Annotated in this window: 14 protein-coding genes; 3 read left to right on the forward strand and 11 right to left on the reverse strand. The window is 65.6% G+C overall.

What is annotated here, in order from left to right:
* The first annotated feature begins 50 nt into the window (after positions 1-50).
* The gene (locus tag AWC12_RS11450; RefSeq protein ID WP_085174355.1) at positions 51-908 is read left to right on the forward strand and encodes a PDDEXK-like endonuclease domain-containing protein; all 858 of its coding nucleotides are present in this window, start codon (positions 51-53) and stop codon (positions 906-908) included.
* Positions 909-948: 40 nt separating this feature from the next.
* Here the strand turns inward: AWC12_RS11450 and AWC12_RS11455 are convergent, their stop codons facing one another.
* Positions 949-1,614 (reverse strand): SDR family oxidoreductase, encoded by a 666-nt coding sequence (locus AWC12_RS11455; protein ID WP_024444239.1) that lies wholly within the window; start codon positions 1,612-1,614, stop codon positions 949-951.
* Positions 1,615-1,670: 56 nt separating this feature from the next.
* Between AWC12_RS11455 and ggh the strand changes: the two genes are divergently transcribed.
* The gene (gene ggh, locus AWC12_RS11460) at positions 1,671-3,011 is read left to right on the forward strand and encodes a glucosylglycerate hydrolase (protein WP_024444238.1); all 1,341 of its coding nucleotides are present in this window, start codon (positions 1,671-1,673) and stop codon (positions 3,009-3,011) included.
* Positions 3,012-3,014: 3 nt separating this feature from the next.
* On the opposite strand, the gene AWC12_RS11465 is transcribed toward ggh, so the two are convergent.
* The 6 genes from AWC12_RS11465 to AWC12_RS11490 all read right to left on the reverse strand — a co-directional run bounded on the left by AWC12_RS11465 (position 3,015) and on the right by AWC12_RS11490 (position 9,752).
* Positions 3,015-3,455 carry a MarR family winged helix-turn-helix transcriptional regulator gene (locus tag AWC12_RS11465; RefSeq protein ID WP_024444237.1) on the reverse strand — a complete coding sequence of 147 codons (441 nt, stop codon included), beginning with the start codon at positions 3,453-3,455 and terminating at the stop codon, positions 3,015-3,017.
* Between the two features lie 81 nt (positions 3,456-3,536).
* Positions 3,537-4,268, reverse strand: coding sequence for an amino acid ABC transporter ATP-binding protein (locus AWC12_RS11470; protein WP_085174357.1), 732 nt, complete (start codon positions 4,266-4,268; stop codon positions 3,537-3,539).
* On the reverse strand, positions 4,268-6,064 hold the full coding sequence (locus tag AWC12_RS11475) for an ABC transporter substrate-binding protein/permease (RefSeq protein WP_085174359.1): 1,797 nt from the start codon (positions 6,062-6,064) through the stop codon (positions 4,268-4,270). Before AWC12_RS11475 ends, AWC12_RS11470 begins: the two co-directional genes overlap by 1 nt.
* The gene (locus tag AWC12_RS11480) at positions 6,065-6,742 is read right to left on the reverse strand and encodes a GntR family transcriptional regulator (protein ID WP_085174361.1); all 678 of its coding nucleotides are present in this window, start codon (positions 6,740-6,742) and stop codon (positions 6,065-6,067) included.
* 52 nt (positions 6,743-6,794) lie between these two features.
* On the reverse strand, positions 6,795-7,592 hold the full coding sequence (locus AWC12_RS11485) for an LLM class F420-dependent oxidoreductase (RefSeq protein WP_085174363.1): 798 nt from the start codon (positions 7,590-7,592) through the stop codon (positions 6,795-6,797).
* An 84-nt stretch (positions 7,593-7,676) separates the two neighbouring features.
* Positions 7,677-9,752 (reverse strand): PhoX family protein, encoded by a 2,076-nt coding sequence (locus tag AWC12_RS11490; RefSeq protein WP_085174365.1) that lies wholly within the window; start codon positions 9,750-9,752, stop codon positions 7,677-7,679.
* 337 nt (positions 9,753-10,089) lie between these two features.
* On the opposite strand from AWC12_RS11490, the gene AWC12_RS11495 reads away from it, so the two are divergent.
* Positions 10,090-11,766, forward strand: coding sequence for an Ig-like domain-containing protein (locus AWC12_RS11495; RefSeq protein WP_051226434.1), 1,677 nt, complete (start codon positions 10,090-10,092; stop codon positions 11,764-11,766).
* A 174-nt stretch (positions 11,767-11,940) separates the two neighbouring features.
* Here the strand turns inward: AWC12_RS11495 and AWC12_RS11500 are convergent, their stop codons facing one another.
* From AWC12_RS11500 to AWC12_RS11515, 4 genes are all read right to left on the reverse strand, one after another.
* Entirely contained in the window at positions 11,941-12,837 is an 897-nt protein-coding gene (locus AWC12_RS11500) for an Rv0045c family esterase (RefSeq protein WP_085174367.1), read from the reverse strand.
* 158 nt (positions 12,838-12,995) lie between these two features.
* Entirely contained in the window at positions 12,996-14,084 is a 1,089-nt protein-coding gene (locus AWC12_RS11505) for an inositol-3-phosphate synthase (protein ID WP_024444229.1), read from the reverse strand.
* Positions 14,085-14,154: 70 nt separating this feature from the next.
* On the reverse strand, positions 14,155-14,700 hold the full coding sequence (locus AWC12_RS11510; RefSeq protein ID WP_024444228.1) for a PadR family transcriptional regulator: 546 nt from the start codon (positions 14,698-14,700) through the stop codon (positions 14,155-14,157).
* Between the two features lie 118 nt (positions 14,701-14,818).
* Complete coding sequence (locus AWC12_RS11515) at positions 14,819-15,694, reverse strand: DUF1707 SHOCT-like domain-containing protein (RefSeq protein ID WP_085174369.1); 876 nt, start codon at positions 15,692-15,694, stop codon at positions 14,819-14,821.
* Between the last annotated feature and the right edge of the window lie 18 nt (positions 15,695-15,712).

The raw sequence follows: 15,712 nt of genomic DNA on the forward strand, positions 1-15,712 counted from the left end.
CAATCCGCTGTGTTTGGAACCGCCGGGCCGCTGAGCGGCGTCTTAAGCGTGTGGTGAGCGAATATCTGAAGCGGCATGACGGCGTCGTGACGCTGGCCCAGGCGCGCGCGGCAGGCTTGAGCAAGTACTCGGTGAATCGGCGTGTGTCGTCGGGTCGATGGCAGCGCTGTTCCAAGGGCGTCTACTTCGCCGCAGACCGCCCGTTCTCGGAGGCGGCACGTGTGCGCTCGGCAGTCTGGGGTTACGGCGAATCGGCCGTGGCCAGTGGGCTCGCGGCCGCGTGGTGGCACGGCCTGGCGCAGTTCGCGCCCGCTGCCGTCGAAGTCACCGTGCCACGGGACGGCAATGGACGACGGCACGACGGATCTATCGTCCGGCGACGAGACCTCGACGGGGCCGATATCGAGGAGGTGCGTGGGTTGCTCGTCACCGCTAAGCCGCTCACGGTGGTCGAGGCCTCGGTGCGGTACCGAGGCGGGGCAAAGCTGCTCGACGCTGCGCTGCAGCGGGACGCCCGGCTTCCGGATCTGTGGAAAGCCCATCTCCGGAACAAGGGGCGCTACGGGTCGCCGGCTGCGCGCCGACTGCTGCAAGCCGCCGACGACGGGGCGCGGTCAGAGGCGGAACGGATGCTGTTGAGAATTCTTCGAAATGGCGGCATTACCGGCTGGGTCACCAATCACCCCGTTAACGGATACCTGGTCGACGTCGCCTTCTTGGTTGAGCACGTGGCTATCGAGGTCGACGGGTTCGCATTTCACAGCGACGCGGAGGCATTTCACAGGGATCGTCTTCGCCAGAACAGCATCGCTCTCCGCGGTTGGCAAGTATTGAGGTTCACGTGGCTGGACCTCGTCGAGTATCCGGAGCGGGTGCTCGCCACGATCCGATCGGCGGTTTCGGCGTGACCAGTTGCGCTCAGCGCGACTGTGCACGCCGAAATTCCCACTAGCGGGGTCGGACGACCACTTCTCGGATGTGCGCGTCGCGGGGTGCATTGATCGCGTCCGCCGTCACCTGCGCGACGGTCTGCGGGCTGAGGAACTCGTCGGGGTGATAGGCGCGGCCCTCGTAGGCAACCAGTTCCTCCTGCATCGCTGTCGCGATGCGGCCCGGGTGCACCGAGGTGACCCTGAGCGAGGGTTCGTCGGCGCGCAGCGAGTCGGCGAAGCCTCGCAACGCGAACTTGCTGGCGGTGTACGACGCCAGCCCGGGCGAGGCGTTGATGCCCGCCCCCGAGTTGATGAACACCACGTGGCCCGCTGCGCTGCGCAGCGCGGGCAGCAATTCCAGCGTCAGGGCGACGGCGCCGACGACGTTGACGGCCATCGTGGAGCGCCATTCGTCGACACTGGATTCCGCGACCCGGCCCGGATAGGCCACGCCGGCGTTGTGGATCAGCACGTCCAGTTCGACGATCGGTTCGACGACGGCCGGGAACGAGTCCGGGTCGGCGAGGTCGAGGGGCCAGGTGGTGGCACCCAGACGTTCGGCGACGGCATCCAGGCGCGGCGACGGGCGTCCGGCGAGGAAAAGCGTGTGTGTCGGGGCCAACACGTCGGCGAGCGCGGATCCGAGACCGCCGGAGGCCCCGGTGATCATGGCGGTCGGCACACCAGAAACCCTACCGTCCTGCATATTGGGCAAAGTCGTCGCATCATTGGAAGACGATGCCGCACGATCCGAGTTTCGCCCCCACCCAACTGGCGGCCCGCGCCGCCTACCTGTTGCGCGGTAACGACCTCGGCGTGATGACGACCGCGGCGCCGCTGCTGTACCCGCACATGTGGAGTTGGGACGCAGCATTTGTTGCCATCGGGCTGGCGCCGCTGTCGGTGGAGCGCGCCGTCGTCGAGCTGGACACGCTGCTGTCCGCGCAGTGGCGCAACGGCATGATCCCGCACATCGTGTTCGCCAACGGGGTGGACGGCTACTTCCCCGGCCCTGCCCGATGGGCCTGTTCGGCATTGTCGGCTGACGCGCCCCGCTCCCGGCACACCTCGGGCATCACGCAACCGCCCGTGCACGCCATCGCGGTGCAGCGGATCCTGGACCGGGCCCGGACCCGGGGTCGCTCGACGCGAGCGGTCGCCGAGGCGTTCCTGGACCGGCGCTGGGGTGATCTGGTGCGGTGGCACCGCTGGCTGGCCGAGTGGCGGGACCCTAACGGCCACGGCCGGGTGACGATCTACCACGGCTGGGAATCCGGGATGGACAATTCCCCGCGCTGGGACAGCGCCTACGCCAACGTGATTCCCGGCGATGTTCCGGAGTATCAGCGTGAGGACAACAAGATCAACACCGACGCGAGCCAGCGTCCCTCCGACATGGAGTACGACCGCTACCTGTGGTTGCTCGAGGAGATGAAGACCGCGCGCTACGACGACGAGTTGCTCGCCAAAACCCTGAGTTTCGCCGTCGAGGATGTGTTCGTCTCGGCGATCTTCTCAGTGGCGTGCCAGGTGCTCGCCGAGATCGGCGAGGATCACAAACGCCCGCGCGCGGATGTGAAGGACCTGTACGCGTGGGCCGACCGGTTCCGTTCGGGCGTCATTGCGACGACAGACGAAAGAACGGGTGCTGCAAAGGATTACGATCTGCGCGCGGAGAGATGGATCACCGCTGAGACGGCCGCACAGTTCGCGCCGCTGCTCTGCGGGGGTCTGCCGCACGAACAGGAGCGGGCGCTCCTGCGTTTGCTGGAGGGGCCACGGTTCTGCGGTCACCCGGATCTCGCGTATGCCCTCATCCCGTCGACTTCACCGGTGTCGCGGGACTTCCGGCCGCGCGAGTACTGGCGGGGCCCGGTGTGGCCGGTGATGACGTGGTTGTTCTCGTGGTGTTTTGCACGCCGGGGATGGGCCGAACGTTCTTCGACGCTGCGCCGGGAGGGACTGCGCCAGGCCAGCGACGGCACCTTCGCCGAGTACTACGAACCGTTCACCGGGGAGCCGTTGGGCAGTATGCAGCAATCCTGGACCGCGGCAGCGGTGTTGGACTGGTTGGGCTGAGCGCTATTCGGCGATGCGCTCGAGCGGTGCCAGCGCCTTGGTGAGCGCGTCGAGCTCTTCCTCGCTGAGCTTGCTCAGCAACGCGGCCAGGTGAGCCTGCCTGGACGCCAACGCCTCCCGATGCTGCGCGAGACCCTGCGGGGTGATGTCGACCAGGACGGCGCGCAGATCGGACGGATCGCGGTCACGTTTGACCAGACCGAGCTTCTCCAGCCGGCGAATCGCCACCGTGGTCGTCGGTGTGCGAACCCGTTCGTGGGCGGCGAGTTCGGTCATCCGCATCGGCCCCTGGTCGAACAGGGTGAGAAGAATGGACAGCTGGGCGAGCGTGAGGTCGCCCGACGTCGCGGTCCGTCCGGTGTGTCGCATCACCGACAGCACCTTGGACAGCACGCGCTGCAGTTCGCCAGCAAGTTCGCTGACCCGTGCGTCGGTGGCCACCATAATTCAGACAGCCTAACCTGTCGGAGGATGTCAAGTTGCGGTGTAGCGCCGATTTCAGGGAAATCGTGTCACCGCGATGGTCTAGAGCACCTGGGCCAGGAAGCGACGTAGGCGCTCGGTCTCCGCGGATTCGAATAGCTGGTCGGGCGGTCCGGTTTCGACGACCCGGCCGTGGTCCATGAACACCACCGTGTCGGCCGTCGACCGGGCGAACCCCATCTCATGGGTGACCACCACCATCGTCATCCCGTCCGAGGCGAGGTCGGCGATCAGCGCGAGCACCCCTTTGACGAGTTCGGGGTCCAGCGCAGAGGTGGCCTCGTCGAAAAACATGACCTGAGGTGCCATGGCCAGCGCACGGGCTATTGCGACCCGCTGCTGTTGGCCGCCGGACAGCGTCGCGGGACGGACCTCTGCCTTATGCCTTAGACCGACCCGATCGAGTTGCGCCAAGCCCAGTTCGCGGGCTTCCTCGGCGCTGAGCTTCTTGAGGCGGCGCGGGGCGAGGGTGACGTTGTCGAGCACGGACCGGTGCGGGAAGAGCTGAAAGTGCTGGAATACCATGCCGATTCGCTGTCGTAACTGATCGGGGTTATCGCCGAGAACGGACCGACCGTCGAGGAGGATGTCGCCGCGGTCGGGCTCATACAGCCGGTTCAGCGTGCGCAGCAGGGTGGACTTGCCGGATCCGGACGGGCCGATCACAGCCGTGCTGGACCCGGCTGCGACATCGAGATCGACACCACGCAGCACCGCGCTCTTGCCGAACGATAGGTGAATGTCTTTGGCAGTCAATGACACCGCGGTGGCCATCAGTTCATCTCCTGAGAAGTCGAGAGCACCAACGGATCCTCATCGTCGGGCCGGCGCCCCCTGCGCAACCGGGCGTCGATGTAGTTCACCAGATGCGTCAGGGGGATGGTCAGCGCAAGGTAGAACAGGCCCGCAGCCACCAGCGGTGACAGATTGCCTGTCTGTGCGTTGAGATCCCGGCCCACCTGGAACAGCTCGCGCTGGTCGGCCACCAGCCCGAGGAAGTACACCAGCGACGACGCTTTCAGCAGCGAGATGAACTGGTTCATCAGTGCAGGCAGCACCCGCCGGACACCCTGCGGGACCACGACGAGCCGCATTGAGGTCGGGTAGCTGAATCCCAGCGCGCGTGAAGCTTCCAGTTGGCCGGGATCCACGCTCTGAATGCCGGACCGGAAGATCTCCCCGATGTAGGCGGCTGCCATCAGGCCCAGGGCGGCGATCCCGAGCGGGTACGGACTGTTCCCTGTCAGGTGACCGACCACAGGTCCGACACCGAGGCCGATCAGCAGGATGATCACGACCTCGGGCAGCCCGCGGAAGATATCGGTGTAGACCCGGGCGGGCCACCGCAACCAGCGGGATCGCGAAATGCCGGCGACCGCAAGGGCCATCCCGAGAATAAGTCCGATGACGCTGGCCGCGACCGTCAGGATCAAAGTATTGGGCAGACCCGTCGTGAACAGATCCGGGATGGCCTGCCGGTAGAGGTCCCAGTCCAGGAATGCCGAGGCCAGTTGCGAGAGCGTCGATTTCGGCTGCACGGGTGCCGCGGGCGTGCCGGACTCTTCGTTCTGCGCTGCGATCGCCGAGAAATCAGGCAGCTGCGGTTCCGGCGCGGCCTTGGAGCCCGGCTTCCAGCCGGGCGGGAGGGCGCGAGGCACCCAGTCGGTGTACAGCCGCGCCCAGGTACCGTCCGCGATGATTGCGTCGAGCCCGGAGTTCAAGGCGTCGATCAGCGCGGGGTTGTCATTGGCGACCGCCCAGGCGATGAAATTGTCCAAGCTGAAGGTGTTTTCGATGATCTGGGCGGGGTCGCCGGGTTGCACAGTCCCCTGTGCCTGCTGTGACGGCGCCACCCAGGCGTCGAGCTGGCCGGTCTTCAGGCTCGCGTACACGGTGTTGTAGTCGGGAAACTTCACCGGCTGCAACTTCAAGGTGTCGATGACGTAGGCCTCTTGGACCGTGCCCTGCACCACCCCGATCCGCTGGCCCGCGGTGAGTTGGTCGAAGCCGGTGATCGGCGACCCGGTCGGAACCACGAGCGAGAAGTAGCCGAAGTCGTAGCCGTTGGTGAAGCCCACCGTGCGACGTCGGGCGTCGGTGGTGGTGATCGACGAGGAGCCGACGTCGAACCGGCGTGCCGCCACCTGTGCCAGCAGACCGGAGAATTCGGTGCCGACGAAATTGATGCGAAGGCCGAGCTTGTCAGCGACGGCCCGTAGCAACTCGTTGTCGAAGCCGGTGAACTGGCCGGCCGAGTCGATGCAGATGCTCGGCGGCGCGTCGGAGAGCGTGCCGACGGTCAGTGTGCCGGGCTGGCTCAGTCCCAGCGCGTTCACGTCGATCGAGTCGAGGGGTTCGACAGTGGCGGTGGTGTACTTGTCGGCGGCCGGACCGGTTGCCGCGGCGGCCAGGTTCGTCGGCAGCGCGCTGGCACTCTCGACTCCGGGCGGCGAACACTGGTCGACCTGCGCACCCGCCGGTGCGGCGAGGCCCATCGTGACGACTAATCCCATCACCAGGGCGATCACGAGGATCTTCACGAAGTGGCGCAGTACCCGCAAGCACGTCATTCAAAGCAACGTAGCGGGCCGACCCGAGGGGCACAGCACGCCGCGTCGTATCAGCTCGCTCAGAAGCGTCCTGGCCATGACGTCCGCGCGCTCGGCACATGCCCCGCGTGCTCCATCCCGGTCCCGGTCGCGGATCGCGGCGAGTTCGGCTTCATAGGAGGGCAGCAGCTGTTCACGATGCTGCGTATTCGACTCCCAGAACGATGCAGGGATGAAGGCCTGTGACGAGTCGATGGCGGCCTGCAGGCGGGGACCCGCGTACTCGCTGTTGATGACGGCGCGGAACCGTTTGGCATGGGCCCCGAATTGGCGGGCGTCGCGAGCGTCGAACATCTGCCCGACCTCGTGGGCGAGCTCGGCGACGATGGTCGGGTCCGCGGCGTCGGCGGCGCGCCCGGCCGCGATGCCGCTGACAAGGCCGTAGAGCTCATGGTGTTCCCGCACGGTCGACTCGTCGAATCGTTCGACGTAGGCCCCACGGTGGTAGCGCGTGGACAAGATGCCGTCGTGTTCCAGTTGGACCACCGCCTCCTGAATCGGGACGCGACTGAGACCGAGATCGTGGGCAATCTCGTTGCGGTCCAATCGATCTCCCGAGCGGAGCTTCCCGGTCAGCACCATGTTGACCACGTGAGTGACCACGAGGTCTTTCTCTTTCACCCCGTATTTCTTGGGCATGGCCGCGACAGTGTCTCACGCGCGGCGCCGCCCGCAGGGCGGTTCTGCAGCATCAACCGTTTGCAGCCCGGCGGTCCCGCCAGCGGCACAGTGCCTCGGCCTGGGACAGGTCATAGTCGGGTCCGTTCACGCCGACCGTCAGCATCGAGATGCCCAGCGCGGTCAGGGCGCCGGCGTTCTCGACGAGTGCGTTCTCGTCGCGGCCCTTGGCCTCCGCCGAACGTTCGATCGTCGCCGGATCGCGGCCCACGTCGGCGCAGTGTCGGGCGAGGATGTCGGACTTGCGCGGGTAGCTCTCGGTGTCGGAGAAGGAGTGCCAGATGTGGGCGTGCTCGGCGACGAGGCGCAGGGTCTTCTTTTCCCCGCCTCCGCCGATCAGCACGGGGATGTCGCGTACCGGCTGTGGGTTCAGCTTCGCGAACCTGGATTCGATGCGGGGAAGCGCGGCCGCGAGGTCGTCGAGCCGGCTTCCCGCGGTGCCGAACTCGTAGCCGTATTCGTCGTAATCCTTCTGCTTCCAGCCCGATCCGATGCCGAGGATCAGCCGACCCTCGGAGATGTGGTCGACCGTGCGGGCCATGTCGGCGAGCAGCTCGGGGTTGCGGTAGGAGTTGCAGGTGACCAGCGCGCCGATCTCGACGCGTGACGTCTGCTCGGCCCACGCGCCCAGCATCGTCCAGCACTCGAAGTGCGCACCGTCGGGATCCCCGTACAGCGGGAAGAAGTGGTCCCAGTTGAAGACCACGTCGACGCCGATGTCCTCGCAGCGGCGCACGGCGTCGCGCATGAGGTCGTAGCGCGGCGAGTGCTGCGGTTGGAGTTGAACGCCGATACGGACGGGAGAAGTCATGGATCTAACGTATCCCTCCGCGAGCAGACACAAACTCGCGTGGATCGGCCCGTAATAGTGCGAGTTTGCGTCTGCTCGGCGAGGTTACACGCCGATCTGGCCGCCGCTCTTCCACACCGCGACCACTGACGGCCGCGCGGTGCCGTTGCCGCCTTCGGGCCACCGCGACTGGGGGTCGTCGATGCTGTTCTCGTCGTTCTCACCGGGGTGCTGAACACACACGGTGACGATGTCGTCGGTCACCACGGGACCGCACGTCTCCGCACCGATCGGCACCGTCAGGAACTGCTTGGTCTCCCCGCGGTTGGGCCCCTCCAGCGCGACGGCGAACAGGCCGTCGTTCGAATCGAGCGCATTGCCGTCGGTCGAGATCCACAGATTGCCGTGGCTGTCGAACGCGAGGTTGTCCGGGCAGGAGATCGGGCTCACCTTGGTCTTGTCGAAGCCGCCGTAGTAGGTGTCGGCGGCCGCGGGGTCGCCGCACACCAGCAATAGCTCCCAGGTGAAGTCGGTGCCGGTGTGGTTGTCGGTGATCTCCAGGATCTGCCCACTCTTGTTGTCGTTACGGGGGTTTGGCGCATCGGCAGGTGCCTCCCCGGCCGCGCCGCGCTCGCTGTTGTTGGTCAGCGCCACATAGACTTTGCCCGTCTTGGGGTTGGCTTCGAAGTCCTCGGGCCGGTCCATCTTGGTGGCGCCGGCCTTGTCGGCGGCCATGCGGGTGAACACGGCGACCTCCGGGGCGGTGATGCCGTCGACCAGTGACTCCGCCTGTCCGTTCGGGCCGGACCTGAGCAGCGGAAGCCAGGTGCCGGACCCGGCGAACGATCCTTTGGCGGGCAGCTTGCCCGAGCCGTCGATCTCGTTAGCCGGGGTGTCGCTGGACAGCTTGGCAACGTAGAGCGTGCCCTCGTCGAGGATGGCGAGGTTGTTGGCCATGGCCTCGGGCCCGGTGCCCGGCTGGATCTTCCGGGTGGAGACGAACTTGTACATGTAGTCGAAGCGTTCGTCGTCACCGGAGTAGGCCACGACGGTTCCGTCATCGGTGACGTGGATGTTGGCGCCTTCGTGTTTGAACCGGCCCATGGCCGAGTGCTTGACGGGAGTCGACGTCGGATCCCACGGGTTCAGCTCCACCACGTAGCCGAAGCGGTTCACTTCGTTGGGTGAGCGGGCCAGGTCGAAACGGGGATCGAAGGTCTCCCACTTGAGTTCGGATGGCTCCAGCGCAACGCCGTAGCGGTCGTGACGGTCGGCATCGACCGGGCCGGGAGGCGGCGAGCCCTCGGGAGCCCCAAAGTAGGTGTGAAAGTTCTCTTCGCCGGAAAGAACTGTCCCCCAGGGTGTTACACCGCCCGCGCAGTTGGCGATGGTGCCCAGGACGGTGCGGCCGGCCGGGTCGGCCGCTGTCTTGACGAAGTCGGTGCCCGCAGCAGGGCCGGTAAGCGTGAACGGGGTGTCGGCGGTGACGCGGCGGTTGTACCGTCCCATCACCGGCCGCAGGCCGCCCTCCGGGGTGCGTTCGACCTCGACGACGCCCATGCCCATCGCGGCGATCTCGACATCGAACTGATCGCGGGTGGGGGCGTCGGCGTTGTAGCCGGGGAACATGAACTGCGGTGTCGCGTACTCGAAATTGGTCACCAACAAGAAGTGGCCGTCCTGGCCCTCGATGGCCAGGAGTCCGGCGAAGTCGTTGTTGAAGCCGAACTGGCCGCGCTGCGAGGCGCCGGTCTGCTTGGTGACGTCGAACTCAGGCGCGCCTGGCAGGATGGGGTCACCCCAGCTGATCACGACGCCCTGCTCGTAACCGTCGGCGACGACGACGGCGTCGTCGCTGTTGGGGGCGACCGACGGGAAGTTCATGCCGGCAGGCGGCTCGGCGGCTGCGGGTGAGGAGGAGGCGGTGGTCGGCGCAGGCTCGGAGTTGTTCGAACACGCGGCGAGCGCGGAACCGGCACCGACGGCGAGGACGGCAACACCGCCGGCCTGCAGAATGGAGCGCCTCGAGACTGCCTTGGCGATATCGCCGAAGTATTCGTTGTCGCTCTTGTTCGGGGCTGGCTTGGAGCATGCGTTGCCGCACTTGTGCACGCAGGTGACGTGCTGTCGCTTCGACTTTCCGTCGTGGCTGACAAGGAGATTGAGCGGCACAAGCGCCATGACGACTGATTCCTTCCGGCGTGAACTCCGGCCGTGGGCTGGACGGCCGAGACTCGCGGAAAGTTACGGTAGCCGGGCTAGCAGCAGGCAAGCAGCGGGTTAACAAAAGTCAACGGAGTTCGGTCGCCGGCTCAGTGCTACGTGTCAACAAGTGCAAAAGTTTTGCCAGCAAACCCGAACGCCATGCGCTATAAATTCCCTCAGGCAACTAACGGTGGGGGAAATTATGTCCGATGATGTCAGAAAATCGTTGACCGAGCGCAGGGTTGGGCGCCATCGTCGGTCCGACGACTTCCCGGTCCGACAATGGCTAAAGCTGGGATTGGCCTCTGCCGGTATGGGTGCTGCCTTGCTGGGCTTCAGCCTGGTCGGCCCGGACGCGGCGACGGCAACGGCCGATACCGGTACCGAGTCCTCGGCATCCGCCGGCTCCTCGGACTCTTCTGATTCTTCGGACTCTTCGGGCTCCACCCAGCGCGCCAAGTCGACGAAGGCCACCAAAGCGGCCGACGCCGACGTATCGGACGGAGAGACCGGCTCGGATGCCGACTCGGACGGCGACGAGACCGACGACGAAACCGGCGACGGGACCGACGACCGATCGGATGACGATGCGGCCGTCGACGACGACCGAGCCGACGAAATCGCAGCCGATGCCAACGACTCCGACGCAGTCTCGAATCTGGTGGAAGTCGCCGACGATGAGGCGGGCGTCGACTTCGACGGGCCGCCAGCGACTTTGGCAGCGCCGGCAACAGGCGCGACAGCGTCGATGCCGCCGTACGAATCACAGCAGAGCCCATATCAGGAGGCAGTAGCTGAGATTCTTCAGAACTGGACTGATCGGCACCAGACCTGGGTCGATTCGCTCGACGTGTCGGACCAGCGTAAAGAGCGGCTGACGGCATCGTTCCTGGCGATGCGCCGCACCTTCTTCAACCAGGCGCCGACCGTGGCACCGATCCAGGTCACGGGAGTGATCAGCGGGCCGATCACCGGCACCGTCGGTGCGATCGATCCAGACGGCGACCGTCTCATCTACATCATGACCAGAGGCCCGAAGACCGGCAGTGTGAAACTCGGCGCCGACGGCACCTACACCTATGTGCCCGGCGATGACTTCGACGGCGTGGACACCTTTCATGTCGTCGCCATCGACGTCGGCCTGCACATGAATCTTCTACAGCCGCTGCGCCCGATCGCCAGCGGACTGGCCACCTCACTGATCAACCAGGGTGCCGTCAGGTTCGACTTCAACTACACGGCGGGCCGCGACTATTGGTCCGACGAGAGCAGGGGTGCGCTTCACCGTGCTGCGGACCTGCTAATCGAGCACTTCCGAGTCGTCAAGCCGGTGGTCTTGACCTATGACGTAACGGGTTTCGAGGACGAGAACGTCGGCACGATCGCCAACGCGTACGGCTTGCTGACCAATGAGCAGAGCGGATTCTGGTACACGCGAATCCAGCACGAGATCATCACCGGTGAGGACCTCAACGGCCAAGAGGCCGACGGCTACATCAACGTGAACTTCGCGAAGCCACTGGCATTCGGCGATGACGTTCCCGCCAACCAACTCGACTTCACGACCACGATCATGCACGAGTTGTTGCATTCCTTCGGCTTCAACTTCGGCAGTGGTGTAAATGGACGGTGGCACGTTTTCGCTCGCTTCATCATGACCGACGGCGGGAACCGACTGGTCAACGACGACTACACGCTCAACACGGCGTATACCCCCAACGTTCTCGGCAGCAATAACGGTCTGTTCTTCGGTGGCGCGAATGCTGTCGCCGCCAACGGGGGGCAGCTGGTCCGCATCTACACGCCAAATCCGTTGGAGCCCGGCAGTTCCCTCACCCACCTGGATTTGCAGACCTTCGGCAACTTCCTGATGAGTCCGAAGCTGAGCGGCGGTCCGGGTGTCAGAACACTGACCCCGCTGGAACTCGGAATCTTCAAGGATCTCGGGTACACAGTGGTTCCGTTGGTCGCCCTGCCCACGGCGGTGTGAGCCGTCCGCTGGGAGCACGAAACACAGGCTGGGACAGAATGACTGAGCATCGTCGGGATACACTGCCGGCCAATGGTTCTGGCCGGCACCGCATATCGGATTAGCTCACGGTCCGCCGCTGGCTGCAGCTCGGCGTCACGTCGGCTACACCGTCGTTGCGCTACCGCAGGGCGACTAGCCGTCGAGCACGTCTCGTAGTAGGGCGGCCAGCTCTCGCGGCTGGTCGCTCTGCACCGAGTGACCCGAGTTCTCCACGATGTGGACCTTCTGGAATCCCGGCGCGGTACGGGCGAATTCGGCGGCGTCGTCGTCGTTGACGAAGAAGGAGTTGGCGCCGCGAATCAGCGTCGTCGGGGTGGTGAGGCGGGGCACGTCGTCCCACAGCCCCTCGAACCCCTCGCCCTTGCGGATGGTGTCGTAGCGCCACGTCCACGTACCGTCGTCGAGGCGTTTGGCGTTGTGGAACACGCCGCGCCGCAACGACTCTCGATCTCGGTGTGGTGCCGCGGCGACCGTCACCTCCAGCATCGCGTCGAAGGACGGAAAGGTGCGGTCACCTTGGACGAGCGCGACGGTGCCCTTCTGCACATCGGTCATCTCCGTATGGCGTTCGGGCGCCGACGGTGTGACGTCGACCATGACGAGCTTGCGCACCAGGTCAGGAGCTGCCACGGCGAGTCGCAAGGCCGTCAGTCCACCCAGTGACATTCCCACCACGAGGTCGGCGTCCGGGGCGAGGTTGCGAACCACCGGCTCCACTGCCTCGGCGTTGAACTTCGGCCCGTAGTCACCGTCCTCGCGCCAGGCCGAACGGCCGTGCCCGGGCAGATCCAACGCCAGTGCCGGAGCCCCCAGCCCGAGGATGACGGTGTCCCACGTGTGTGCGTTCTGGCCGCCCCCGTGCAGGAACACGACACGTGAAGCGTCGTCGCCGAACTTCAGGCCACTGATCGGTCCTGCGTCGATTCGGGTCACTGTGGGCAGTGGTCCGGTAAGGCCGGCCTGGCGGGCGTTCTCCGGGAGAAAGATGAACTCGGACAGGCTGGCCAGCTCGTCATCGGCATCGTCCATGGTCTGACAGTACGCACCGCCGATATTCGTGTGCGCTCTCAGGGGCCGGTGTGCAACCGTCGACCGTGTGACCGACCCCCTGAAACGCCGAAACTGCATTCCATGCGCCATAGTTCGAGAAAGCGGCGCGCGGAATGCAGTTTCGGCGGAACGGGTGATTAGCCTTCGATGAACTTCTCCAGCTGCACGCGGGCGAGGTCGTCGGCAAGCTGCTTGGGCGGGCTCTTCATCAGGTAGGCCGAGGCGGCTTCGATCGGGCCGCCGATGCCGCGGTCCTTGGCGATCTTGGCGGCGCGGACAGCGTCGATGATGACGCCGGCGGAGTTGGGGGAGTCCCACACCTCGAGCTTGTACTCCAGGTTCAGCGGCACGTCGCCGAAGGCGCGGCCCTCCAGGCGGACGTAGGCCCACTTGCGGTCGTCGAGCCATGCGACGTGGTCCGAGGGGCCGATGTGGACGTTCTTGTCCTCGACCTTGCCGGCCAGCGAGCCCGACAGGTTGGAGGTGACGGCCTGGGTCTTGGACACCTTCTTCGACTCGAGGCGGGTGCGCTCGAGCATGTTGAGGAAGTCCATGTTGCCGCCGACGTTGAGCTGGTAGGTGCGGTCCAGCGTGACGCCGCGGTCCTCGAACAGCTTGGCCATCACGCGGTGGGTGATGGTGGCGCCGATCTGGCTCTTGATGTCGTCACCGACGATCGGGACACCGGCGTCCTCGAACTTCTTGGCCCATACGGGGTCGGAGGCGATGAAGACCGGGAGCGCGTTGACGAACGCGACGCCGGCGTCGATCGCGCACTGCGCGTAGAACTTGTCTGCCTCTTCGGAGCCGACCGGGAGGTACGACACGAGCACGTCGACCTCGGCGTCCTTGAGGACCTGGACCACGTCGACGGCCTCGGCGTCGGAGATCTCGATGGTGTCGGCGTAGTACTTGCCGATGCCGTCGAGCGTCGGGCCGCGCTGTACGACGACGTCGGTGGGCGGTACGTCGGCGATCTTGATGGTGTTGTTCTCGGAGGCGAAGATCGCCTCGGACAGGTCGAAGCCGACCTTCTTGGCGTCCACGTCGAACGCTGCGACGAACTTGACGTCGCGCACGTGGTACTGGCCGAGCTTGACGTGCATCAGGCCGGGAACGCTGGCGTTCTCATCGGCGTCCTTGTAGTACTGAACACCCTGCACGAGCGAGGACGCGCAGTTGCCCACGCCGACGATCGCGACCCGGACGTCATTGCTTGCGGTCATGACGGCTTCTCCTTGTCCTTACTTCACTGCTTGTTTTCGGTATTTGCGGCTGAGATGTGGGGGTACTCGCCTAGGTCTGTTCGGCGCGGCCCTGCGCCGACTTCTCCGCCGCGATCAACTCGTTGAGCCACTTGACTTCCCGCTCACTGGATTCGAGCCCCAGCTGGTGGAGCTGCCGGGTGTACCGGTCGAATGAGCTGCTCGCCCGCGCTACTGCTTCACGCAGGCCTTCGCGACGTTCCTCCACCTGGCGGCGACGGCCCTCCAGGATCCGCATCCTGGCCTCGGCCGGTGTGCGGTTGAAGAATGCAAGGTGAACCCCGAAGCCGTCGTCGGAGTAGTTCTGGGGGCCGGTGTCGGCCACGAGTTCGGTGAAGCGCTGTTTGCCGGACTCGGTCAACTGGTAGACCCGCCGCGCCCGGCGAACTTTGACCACACCTTCGGGGGCGGCGTCTTCGACGATCAGCCCGTCGGTCTGCATCCGGCGCAGAGCCGGGTACAGCGAGCCGTAAGAAAAGGCCCGAAACGCCCCCAGCAGGCCGGTCAGCCGCTTGCGCAACTCGTAGCCGTGCATCGGTGACTCCTGGAGCAGGCCCAGGATGGCGAGCTCGAGCATCCAGGAACCTCCTCTTCGGATATATGCGCCGCTACGACGCTCCAACACGTCGCGCAATAGTATCGCGCCGATATATTGAACGCCACAAGTGGGCCTCACTGAGAGGTAAAACCCCAGTTCAGGAGCTGGCGGGCCAGATCGCCTTGGTGTCGCCGTTGGGGTAGAGCTCGACGCGACCGCCGCCGAAATCACTGCTGACGATGATCTCGATGCCGACGGCGTCGGGTGTGGCGGGATCCTCGGACGGGCTGACCCGCAGCCAGACATCGGTGACGTCGGCGCGGGCGACACCGACGGTTTCCGGCGCGCCGCGCACGATCGCGAGCACCTTTTCGTAGTCGAACTTCGACAGGTCGACCAGCCTGGCGTCGGCGCTGACCGTCGAGGCGGCACTGCTCGGGTCGCCCCAACCGCCGCGGTACTGGTAGTCGAGGCTGCGCCGATTGTCCTGCGGGTCGGGCCGGTCGAGGTAGGCGATGTCGCTGTGGATGTCGAGCTCGTAGCCCATCGTGCTGCCGAACTTCTGCCGCATCTGCTCGAACAGGCCCTTGAATCCCCCGAGCGATTGCAGCTGTCGCGGCGGGGTCAGCACCTGGGCGGGGATGCCGTCGTCCTTGGCCCCGGGATCGGACTCGAAGCTCAGCGGTGACGGGGTGTTGCCGTAGAGCCCCCACCCGATGGCCATCCCCAGCACGACGAGAACGGCAGCCATCGCGACCTTGAGGCCCCAGCCCGGCCGGAGCGACGGGCGCTTGATGACTTTCGCCGTCTTCGGGGTGTCCGTCAGCGACTTGCCGGTCTGGAGATCGGAGATCAGACCTTCCAGCTGACCGAGCGTCGACGCGTTCGTGGCGGCCTTGACCCGTTCGCCGTGCTCGGCCATCGACAGCTGACCTTCGGCCAGGGCGGTATCGAGGATCTGGCACGTCTCATTGCGGTCACTGTCTTTCGCCCGCGTGCGGGTGGTGCGAGGTCCTGAGCTGCCCGAAGCCACGACGAAGATCGTAAGAGT

It is taken from the genome of Mycolicibacterium iranicum (assembly GCF_002101705.1).
In the GTDB taxonomy this organism is placed as follows: domain Bacteria; phylum Actinomycetota; class Actinomycetes; order Mycobacteriales; family Mycobacteriaceae; genus Mycobacterium; species Mycobacterium iranicum.

Bases quoted from the DNA above. Each gene is read 5' to 3' on its own strand.
- AWC12_RS11495 (WP_051226434.1), top strand. From the start codon at position 10,090: ATGGGTGCTGCCTTGCTGGGCTTCAGCCTGGTCGGCCCGGACGCGGCG.
- AWC12_RS11490 (WP_085174365.1), bottom strand. From the start codon at position 9,752: ATGGCGCTTGTGCCGCTCAATCTCCTTGTCAGCCACGACGGAAAGTCG.
- AWC12_RS11475 (WP_085174359.1), bottom strand. From the start codon at position 6,064: ATGACGTGCTTGCGGGTACTGCGCCACTTCGTGAAGATCCTCGTGATC.
- AWC12_RS11500 (WP_085174367.1), bottom strand. From the start codon at position 12,837: ATGGACGATGCCGATGACGAGCTGGCCAGCCTGTCCGAGTTCATCTTT.
- AWC12_RS11510 (WP_024444228.1), bottom strand. From the start codon at position 14,700: ATGCTCGAGCTCGCCATCCTGGGCCTGCTCCAGGAGTCACCGATGCAC.
- AWC12_RS11505 (WP_024444229.1), bottom strand. From the start codon at position 14,084: ATGACCGCAAGCAATGACGTCCGGGTCGCGATCGTCGGCGTGGGCAAC.
- ggh (WP_024444238.1), top strand. From the start codon at position 1,671: ATGCCGCACGATCCGAGTTTCGCCCCCACCCAACTGGCGGCCCGCGCC.
- AWC12_RS11465 (WP_024444237.1), bottom strand. From the start codon at position 3,455: ATGGTGGCCACCGACGCACGGGTCAGCGAACTTGCTGGCGAACTGCAG.
- AWC12_RS11485 (WP_085174363.1), bottom strand. From the start codon at position 7,592: ATGACTTCTCCCGTCCGTATCGGCGTTCAACTCCAACCGCAGCACTCG.
- AWC12_RS11480 (WP_085174361.1), bottom strand. From the start codon at position 6,742: ATGCCCAAGAAATACGGGGTGAAAGAGAAAGACCTCGTGGTCACTCAC.
- AWC12_RS11470 (WP_085174357.1), bottom strand. From the start codon at position 4,268: ATGGCCACCGCGGTGTCATTGACTGCCAAAGACATTCACCTATCGTTC.